This is a genomic window from Myxococcus sp. AM011 (assembly GCF_013372595.1).
Taxonomy (GTDB): domain Bacteria; phylum Myxococcota; class Myxococcia; order Myxococcales; family Myxococcaceae; genus Myxococcus; species Myxococcus eversor.
This window is the reverse complement of the sequence record NZ_JABXEM010000400.1, coordinates 1-7,190: the sequence shown is the minus strand read 5'-3', so window position 1 is coordinate 7,190 and position 7,190 is coordinate 1. Positions and strand designations below refer to the sequence as shown.

Below are 7,190 nucleotides of genomic sequence, written 5' to 3'. Positions count from 1 at the left end.
GGTGACTGGCGTGGGCGCGGGGCTCACCGGCCTGGGCTGGGGGAAGCAGCCTCCGTGCTGCCGCCAATCTCCGAGCAGGCGCCTGCCACTGATGTGTCGACGCGAGCGGAGGCTGGGCGACTGGCGTGAATGCGGGCATGTCGTGCAGGCTCGTCGGCCTGGGCAGGGAAAGGAGCCGCCGTGTCGCCGCCATCCTCCGAGCAGGCCCCTGTCGCTGAAGCGCCGATGGGAGAGATGCCCTCCGCGCCCTCGTTCGCGGAGTACCTGGCGCGGAGGTTGATGGCCGACAAGGGCTTCGAGCCCGGCACGCATCCCGAGGCAGCGGAGCTGGTCGACGTATCGGACGCGGTGCTCACGTACTCGGATGGGTACTCGTGCGTCATCGTGTGCATCGTGGACCGGGAGCGTGAGCCCTCGCGGCGTTTCACTCTGGAGACTCCGGTGCTGGAGCGCGTGGGCAAGGCGTGTCTGCACTACTCGGGGACGGTGAGCGGAACGAAGTTGCCCGTGGGCTTGCAGTTCATCGAAGTGGGACGCGGGCCCGTGACACTGGAGGACCGGGAGCGACTGGAGCGTCTGCGGCTCGGCCTGTTCAACAAGGTCCACCTGCACGCGATGCACGTGGACACGGCATCTGGCGAGGTGTGGGCGAACACGTGGCGACGCGCGATGGTGTCTCGGGGCCATGTGCGAGGGCTGGTCCAGCAACCGCGTCGGGTGGAAGAGTCAGAGGACGAGGTCGCCGAGGCACCCGAGCGCGCGCCGGTGTTGACGGTGGCGTTGCTGGTGTCGCTGGCGCTGGCCTTCGCGGCTGAGCAACTCTTCGCCGTGGGCGCGCCGGGCACGGGGCTGCTCGCGCCGGGCATCGAGACGTTGGTGGCGTTGGGAGGTCTGTCCTCGAGGTTGGTGTTGGAGCACGGCCAGTGGTGGCGGCTGTTCCTCGCGCCGCTGCTGCACGGAGACCTCATCCACCTGCTGCTCAACGGCTTCTGTCTCTGGTTTGGCGCGACGGTGTTGGAGAGCATGGTGGGCCGGACGTGGCTGGGCCTCCTGCTCGTCGTGAGTGCGCTCGGGGGCGGAGCGTTGTCGATGGCGCTCCATGGGGACTCAGTGGTGTCGGTGGGAGCGTCGGGCGCGCTGATGGGGCTTCTGGCGGCGGTGCTGGCGGTGAGCCGACGCCTGCCGACGGGGCAGGGCCGGGTGGAGGTTCAGATGATGGCGATGCAGTTGTTGGTGCCGTCGTTGATTCCCATCGCCATGTCGCGCACGGGAAACGCGGTTGATTTCGCGGCGCACGTCGGTGGAGCCCTCGCTGGGGGCGTGGTGGGGCTGTGGCTCGCGCGAGTGTGGAAGCGTGAGCACGCGACGCCTCCAGGGACGCGGTGGGCGGGCGCGTTGTCCGTGTTGGCGCTGGGGGCAGTGGTCGTCAGCGTCTTCTTCGCGGTGGGCTCTCGCGAGGGCTGGTGATGGAGCCGCGCACTCATGGAGTCAGAGGGGCTCGGAAGTGGGACCTGCCCTAACGTGCGAGCAGTTCCTGTCGAATCTCCATGAGGATGCGGCCCAGCATGTTCTTGCCGCTGCCGTCTCCACCGTCGCCCCAGTAGTCATCCTGGTCGGTGTGCTCGACGAGCTTCGCGTCGCCGGTCTCCAGCAGGAGTCGGGTGAGGTCCTCGTGTTGGGTGAACTTGGCGCGCACGGCCTCGCGCATCACGGAGACCTTGGTGGACTCCCAGTCCCGTCGAAGCTTGCGTTTGCGGTCCCTGCCAAGACGGGCCGCGAGCATCGGAGTGCGAGCCTGTCGGACGGCTTCCTCGTCCGTGGGGTCCTCGAACTTCCGGGCCTGGAAGTAGTGCTCGCTGGTGGGCCACGTCTTGCCGCCCAGTTTGATGGGGTAGGGCGCGAAGTTCGAGCACCAGCCGTATTCGTCGGTGACGCTGTAGAAGTGGATGACCTTCATCGGGCCCGGAACACTGAAGGACCTCGCTGCACCACGCCAGCCCCGAGCCAAATCCTACCACGCAGGCGCCGGGTAGTTCATGACACGCTTGTTTTTCGGGCTTCACCCCCTGTGGAGCCAGGTCGCAAGGGTTTCCACTGGGCAGGCGGGCAGGCGCACCGTTCCGTGACGGCGTGGGCGAATAAAGGTAGAACCGGCGCCGTGAGACGCACCGCGCGCGCAGTCCTCGCCGCCATCGGGGCGGGGTTGCTGGGATGCAACGACCTGGAAGTCTGCGGCTCCACGGCCCAGGACATCACCCGTGAAGACGGGAGCGTCTACCGGTGTGTCACGTCGGAGGATTGCCCACGCACCTCCCGCGTCGACGTATGCACCACCGACGTGTCGCCCATCGCCGAGTGCGTGAGCTGCGAGGATTCGCGCTGCGTCACCGTCACCCCGGAGAAGTGCTAGTGCGGGCGCTCCGGTTCGCGCTCGTGGCCCTGGCCCTGGCCAGCGCCGGGTGTCGTCGCGACAAGCCGGTGGACCACCTCCAGCGAGCCCGCGACGCCATCTACGAGAAGCGTCCCGATGAGGCCCTCGTCGAATACCGCAAGGCGTTCGACATGTTGCGCCACGACAGCACGCCGGAGGCGCTCGTGCTGCGCGCCCGCTCGCTGAAGGGCGCCGCGGACGTCTACTGGCTGGAGCAGCGCAAGGTGAAGGAGGCCGTGGGAGTCTACCGCGAGCTCATCCAGCAGTGCCCGGAGTCTCCCGAGGCGCTGGAGGCGCGCATCATCCTCGCGGAGCTGCTGCGCGTGCACTACCGCGACCTGCGCGGCGCCATCGACCAGCTCACCGCCGCGCTCCAGCGCAACCCGCCCCAGGGCGCCGAGCTGCACTACCAGGTGGCCAAGCTCTACTTCGAGCTGGGCGACTATCAGCAGTGCGAGCTGGAGACGCGTCGCCTCGTCGAGCGCTTCGCCACCAGCGTCTTCGTGGACGACACGCTGTTCCTCCAGGCCCAGGCCATCGCGATGATGGAGGGCCGTCGGCAGGAGGCCTCGCGCGCCTTCGCGGACCTGCGCACCCGCTTCCCGGACTCGGAGCTGTCGCCGCACGCCCTCTTCGAGATGGGCAAGCTGCGCTCGGACGCCGGTGAGCACGAGAAGGCCATCGAGACCTGGGTGGAGACGTTGAAGACGCACCCGGACCCGGTGCTCGTGCAGGACTACATCGCCCGGGCACGCAAGCGCATCGCCAACACCACGGCGGAGGGCGTGGGCGAGCGCGAGGTGGCCTTCGACCGGGCCCGTCCCGCGCGCTCCTCGCTCGAGGCCGTGGGCGGCAGGCCCGAAGAAGCCGCGCACGAGCACGACTGACGAAGGGGCCCGTCCAGGGCGCCTACGCCGGTACGTCCAGCACCGCTTCCAGCAAGGGCGCCGCCACCGCGGGGTCATCCGCGTCCGCCACCAACAGCAGGTGCACGCGTCCGCCCTCCACTCGCGCGTCCACGCCCTCCAGCTTCACCTTCGCGTCCACCGAGTCCAGGAACAGCGGCGTCCCATCCGGTGCCAGCAGTCCCACCGCGGAGCCCGCCACCGGCCCATCCGCGTACGCATTTCGAGTGTCCTCGGCCGTCGCGGTGAACACGAGCCGCCCGTCCGGCAGCGGTGACGCATCCGTGAAGGACAGCCTCACTCCGCCCGAGCGCCCCAGCTCCCATCGAGCAATCGTGCGCAGCACCTCCGGCCCCAGCGCGCCCACTTCGATTCCACGCAGCGCGCGCTCGCGGTCCAGGTCCACCAGCGCGTCCACGCCCGCGTCGCCATTGCCTCGCTGCAACAGCCGCAGCCGTCCGCCCACCACCGCCGCGCCCTCGATGTTGAGCGAGCCCAGCTCCCGCCCAATCTGCTGATACAGCGCCGAGCAGTCCACCGTGCGCGGCGCACCCGCGAGCGCGCCCTCCGCGTTCAAGGGCAGCACCACTCCGACCACTCGAACGGGCGAGGAACCCGATGGCAACGCCAGCAATGCCCCATGAGGCGCGCCCGCGAGCGGACCCAGCACACAGAGCACCTCCAGGTCCGGCTTGGCCGCCTTGCGCGCCTGGGGCTCCTCCGGCAGCTCACCGGCGAAGAGTCGCGACAGGCGCCCCGGAGCATCGCCGCGCACGGAGAACGTCGCCAGGTGCAGCGAGTCGTCCGCGACGACGTGCAGCCACTCGCCCACGCGCACCAGTCCACTGGCTGCGGAGACGTGCGCGGCGCGGCCCGGTGACTCCGGGGCCTCCAGGGTGAGGGTGCGCCGAAGGGTGGTGCGAATCATGACCGGGCCTCCCGCGCGGGCTGGGGCTCGCGCCTCTAGCTAGAGCAGCGTGCCGCGCAGCAGGAGGCTGGCGACGGTGAAGTAGATGACCACGCCGCTGACGTCCACCAGCGTGGCCACGAAGGGCGCGGAGGCGCTCGCGGGGTCGAACCCGAAGCGGCGCAGCACCAGGGGCAGCATGGAGCCCGCGAGCGTGCCGAACGTCACCACGCCCAGCACGGAGAGCGCCACCGCGCAGCCCAGCAGGAAGGCGTGCTCGCCATAGGCGCCGGACACCTCCTGCCACACCACGATGCGACCCAGGCCCACCGCGCCCAGCACGAAGCCCAGCACCAGGCCGGAGAGCACCTCTCGCCGCGCCACGCGCCACCAGTCCTTCAGCCGCATCTCACCCAGCGCCAGCGCGCGGATGATGAGCGTGGAGGCCTGGCTGCCGGAGTTGCCGCCGGAGGAGATGATGAGCGGCACGAAGAGGCTGAGCACCACGGCGCGCTGAATCGCGCCCTCGAAGCTGCTCATGGCCGTGGCGGTGAGCATCTGTCCGAGGAAGAGGACGAGCAGCCAGCCGATGCGCTTCTTCAACATGCCGAAGAAGCCGACGTCGAAGTAGGGGGCCTCCAGGGCCTCCATGCCGCCGACCTTCTGGATGTCCTCGGTGGCCTCTTCCTGGACGACGTCGACGATGTCGTCCACCGTGACGATGCCCTTCATCCGGTTCTGCTCGTCGAGCACGGGCAGGGCCATGAAGCCGTGCTCGGCGAAGAGCTGGCTCACCACTTCCTGGTCCGTGTTCTCCGACACGGTGATGACGTCATGGTGCATGACGTCCGCGACCTTCTTGTCGCTGGCGGCCTGGAAGAGCTGTCGCAGCGAGAGCACGCCTTGCAGGCGCTGCTCCGTGTCCAGCGCGTAGGCGTAGTAGACGGTCTCCACCTTCTCCCGCGCTTGCTTGCGCAGGTAGCCGATGGCCTCGTCGATGGTCATGTCCGGCCGCACGCGCGCGAAGCGCGGGTTCATCAGACCGCCGGCGTCGTCCTCCGCGTAGGCCAACAGCACGTTGACCTCGCGCCGGCTGGCATCGTCGAGCTGCGCGAGGATGGCGTCGGCCGCTTCCGGCTCCACCGCCTGCACCAGGTCCGCCAGGTCGTCGGGGGGCAGCAGCCGCACCCACGTGCGCCGCTCCGATGTCGGGAGGTGGAGGATGAGTTCCGCCTGCTCGCGCGCGGACAGGGCGAGGAAGAAGTCGTCCGCCACCGCGGACGGCAAGAGGCGGAAGCCCTCCAGGCGCTCGTCGATGGAGAGCACCGGCCACGCTTCATGGAGCTCCTCCATGGAGAGCGAGGCGCTGAGAGGGCTGTCCATCATGGGGCTCGCCTCCGACGGTGGGAGCGCGCGGCCAGTCGCGACGCGCCGGCCTCTCTACACCCGCACGGAGGGCACTGCGAGAGGCAGGCAACCATCTCCTCGCGCTTTTTCCGAACCTGTCACCGGTTCAGGGGGGAGGACGGTTCGTGGGAGCTCCAGGGAGTCACTTCCGGGGCTCGGCCAGGCGGGTCAGGGCGCGGCCTGCTCGTAGACGGTGGTGAATCCGACAGTCGGGCGTGAGTCGCCGCCCCAGTGGAAGCGGGGCGAGGTGGAGCGGGCGCCCTCGGCGAGCGGCATGTCGGTGGGCATCAGCTCCAGCCCCAGCGCGGACCTGCCCGGGAGGACTCTCGGCCGTGTCAGCGGCGTGTCGTTCCGGGGGACGGAGTACAGGGCGGGGATGGTGAAGCCCCCGCGGAAGGACGCGTCGGCCACGGCGATGGAGGCATCCAGGATGAGCGCGTTCTGCTCGTCGAGGTGTCCCTCGGAGATGCCCCAGCGATGCAGCATGCGTCCGGAGTTCCCCGTGGGGACGTTGGCGCCGACCTGGGTCCACAGGCTGCCGGCCTCCAGTCCCACGGGCCTGCCGCGCACGGGGGCGCAGAGCACGCCCTCCGACAGGAAGGCTCCGTCCGCGCCGAGCTTGAAGGCGCAGGCCGTGCTGTCGGTCGACCCGGACAGGCTCACCACCAGCACCCGGTCCTCCGCCGCGCGCACCAGCAGCCCCACCGTGCTGTCCAGGCCAAACGGGATGCGAGATCGCCCGGGTGCCCAGGCCGTGGGAGCGGGGGCCTCGAGCACCGCCTTGTCGGTGAAGACGAAGCGGTGCAGGGACTCGGTGTCCAGCACCACCAGTTCGTTCTCCGAGGCCAGCCGGGACTGGATGGCCTTCACGCCCGGCATCGTGCTCAGCAGCAGCGAGCCCGTCAGCTCCAATTCGGAGCCCGTATCCACGTACCGGCGCACCCGCCCATCTCCCACCACCCAGACGACGTTGCCCGACACGGCCACGTCGGGAGCCGTGGAGCCGGTGCCCAGCCGCAAGGGCCGGTCCGAGGGGCCGCGCAGGGCGACTCCGTCACACAGCCACAGACCATGGGTGGTGCGCTCGAGCTGGCCACATCGGGGCAGGGGCAGGGTGACAGGGGAGGAGGCGCCCGCCCAGCGGCTCGCCGCGTAGACGCCGAGCTGCCGGATGCCGCCCACGGGAGTGAAGGCGAGGATGACGTGGTGCCGACCCACGACGGTGGGCGTGAAGCTCAGCGTGGCCACGGTGCCCGCCGCCTGGAGGGAGACCTGGGAGGGCGTGACGCGGTTCTCCGGGTCGAAGACCTCCGCGGTGGCGGTGTCGGGGGCCTGGGCCGTCTTGCCGCTCTCGCACTGCAAGGTCCGGGTGGCGATGTCCACGCGCATCGCCGCGGGCGCTCCTACCGGGACGAGCAGCGGGTCGATGCCCGGCACTTCCTCTGTCGCTGGGAAGTTGCAGATGGACGGCGCGTCGTCCACCGCGCAGCCGATGAGAGCGAGCAGGGCGGCCAGGGCGAGGGGGAGGGGGGTCTTCATC

The 7,190-nt window shown here is 69.9% G+C and carries 7 protein-coding genes; 3 read left to right on the top strand and 4 right to left on the bottom strand.

Translation table 11 applies throughout. From position 1 onward, the window contains the following. Positions 1 to 180: 180 nt before the first annotated feature. Entirely contained in the window at positions 181 to 1,467 is a 1,287-nt protein-coding gene (locus HUW62_RS50210; protein ID WP_163863779.1) for a rhomboid family intramembrane serine protease, read from the top strand. A 49-nt stretch (positions 1,468 to 1,516) separates the two neighbouring features. Here the strand turns inward: HUW62_RS50210 and HUW62_RS44505 are convergent, their stop codons facing one another. Beyond that, a complete protein-coding gene (locus HUW62_RS44505; RefSeq protein WP_163863778.1) occupies positions 1,517 to 1,957 on the bottom strand; it encodes an NADAR family protein in 441 nt (146 codons plus the stop codon). Between the two features lie 201 nt (positions 1,958 to 2,158). On the opposite strand from HUW62_RS44505, the gene HUW62_RS44500 reads away from it, so the two are divergent. Together HUW62_RS44500 and HUW62_RS44495 are read left to right on the top strand one after the other, a co-directional pair. Then, a complete protein-coding gene (locus HUW62_RS44500) occupies positions 2,159 to 2,410 on the top strand; it encodes a hypothetical protein (protein ID WP_240356189.1) in 252 nt (83 codons plus the stop codon). Then, the gene (locus HUW62_RS44495; RefSeq protein WP_163863776.1) at positions 2,410 to 3,318 is read left to right on the top strand and encodes a tetratricopeptide repeat protein; all 909 of its coding nucleotides are present in this window, start codon (positions 2,410 to 2,412) and stop codon (positions 3,316 to 3,318) included. Before HUW62_RS44500 ends, HUW62_RS44495 begins: the two co-directional genes overlap by 1 nt. Before the next feature lie 22 nt (positions 3,319 to 3,340). On the opposite strand, the gene HUW62_RS44490 is transcribed toward HUW62_RS44495, so the two are convergent. From HUW62_RS44490 to HUW62_RS44480, 3 genes are all read right to left on the bottom strand, one after another. Further along, positions 3,341 to 4,264 carry a hypothetical protein gene (locus HUW62_RS44490; protein ID WP_163863775.1) on the bottom strand — a complete coding sequence of 308 codons (924 nt, stop codon included), beginning with the start codon at positions 4,262 to 4,264 and terminating at the stop codon, positions 3,341 to 3,343. A 39-nt stretch (positions 4,265 to 4,303) separates the two neighbouring features. After that, positions 4,304 to 5,629, bottom strand: coding sequence for a magnesium transporter (gene mgtE / locus HUW62_RS44485; protein WP_163863774.1), 1,326 nt, complete (start codon positions 5,627 to 5,629; stop codon positions 4,304 to 4,306). Between the two features lie 189 nt (positions 5,630 to 5,818). Beyond that, positions 5,819 to 7,190: hypothetical protein (locus tag HUW62_RS44480; protein WP_163863773.1), on the bottom strand; the 1,372-nt coding region annotated here is incomplete at its 5' end.

Bases quoted from the DNA above. Each gene is read 5' to 3' on its own strand.
- HUW62_RS44505 (WP_163863778.1), bottom strand. From the start codon at position 1,957: ATGAAGGTCATCCACTTCTACAGCGTCACCGACGAATACGGCTGGTGC.
- HUW62_RS44490 (WP_163863775.1), bottom strand. From the start codon at position 4,264: ATGATTCGCACCACCCTTCGGCGCACCCTCACCCTGGAGGCCCCGGAG.
- mgtE (WP_163863774.1), bottom strand. From the start codon at position 5,629: ATGATGGACAGCCCTCTCAGCGCCTCGCTCTCCATGGAGGAGCTCCAT.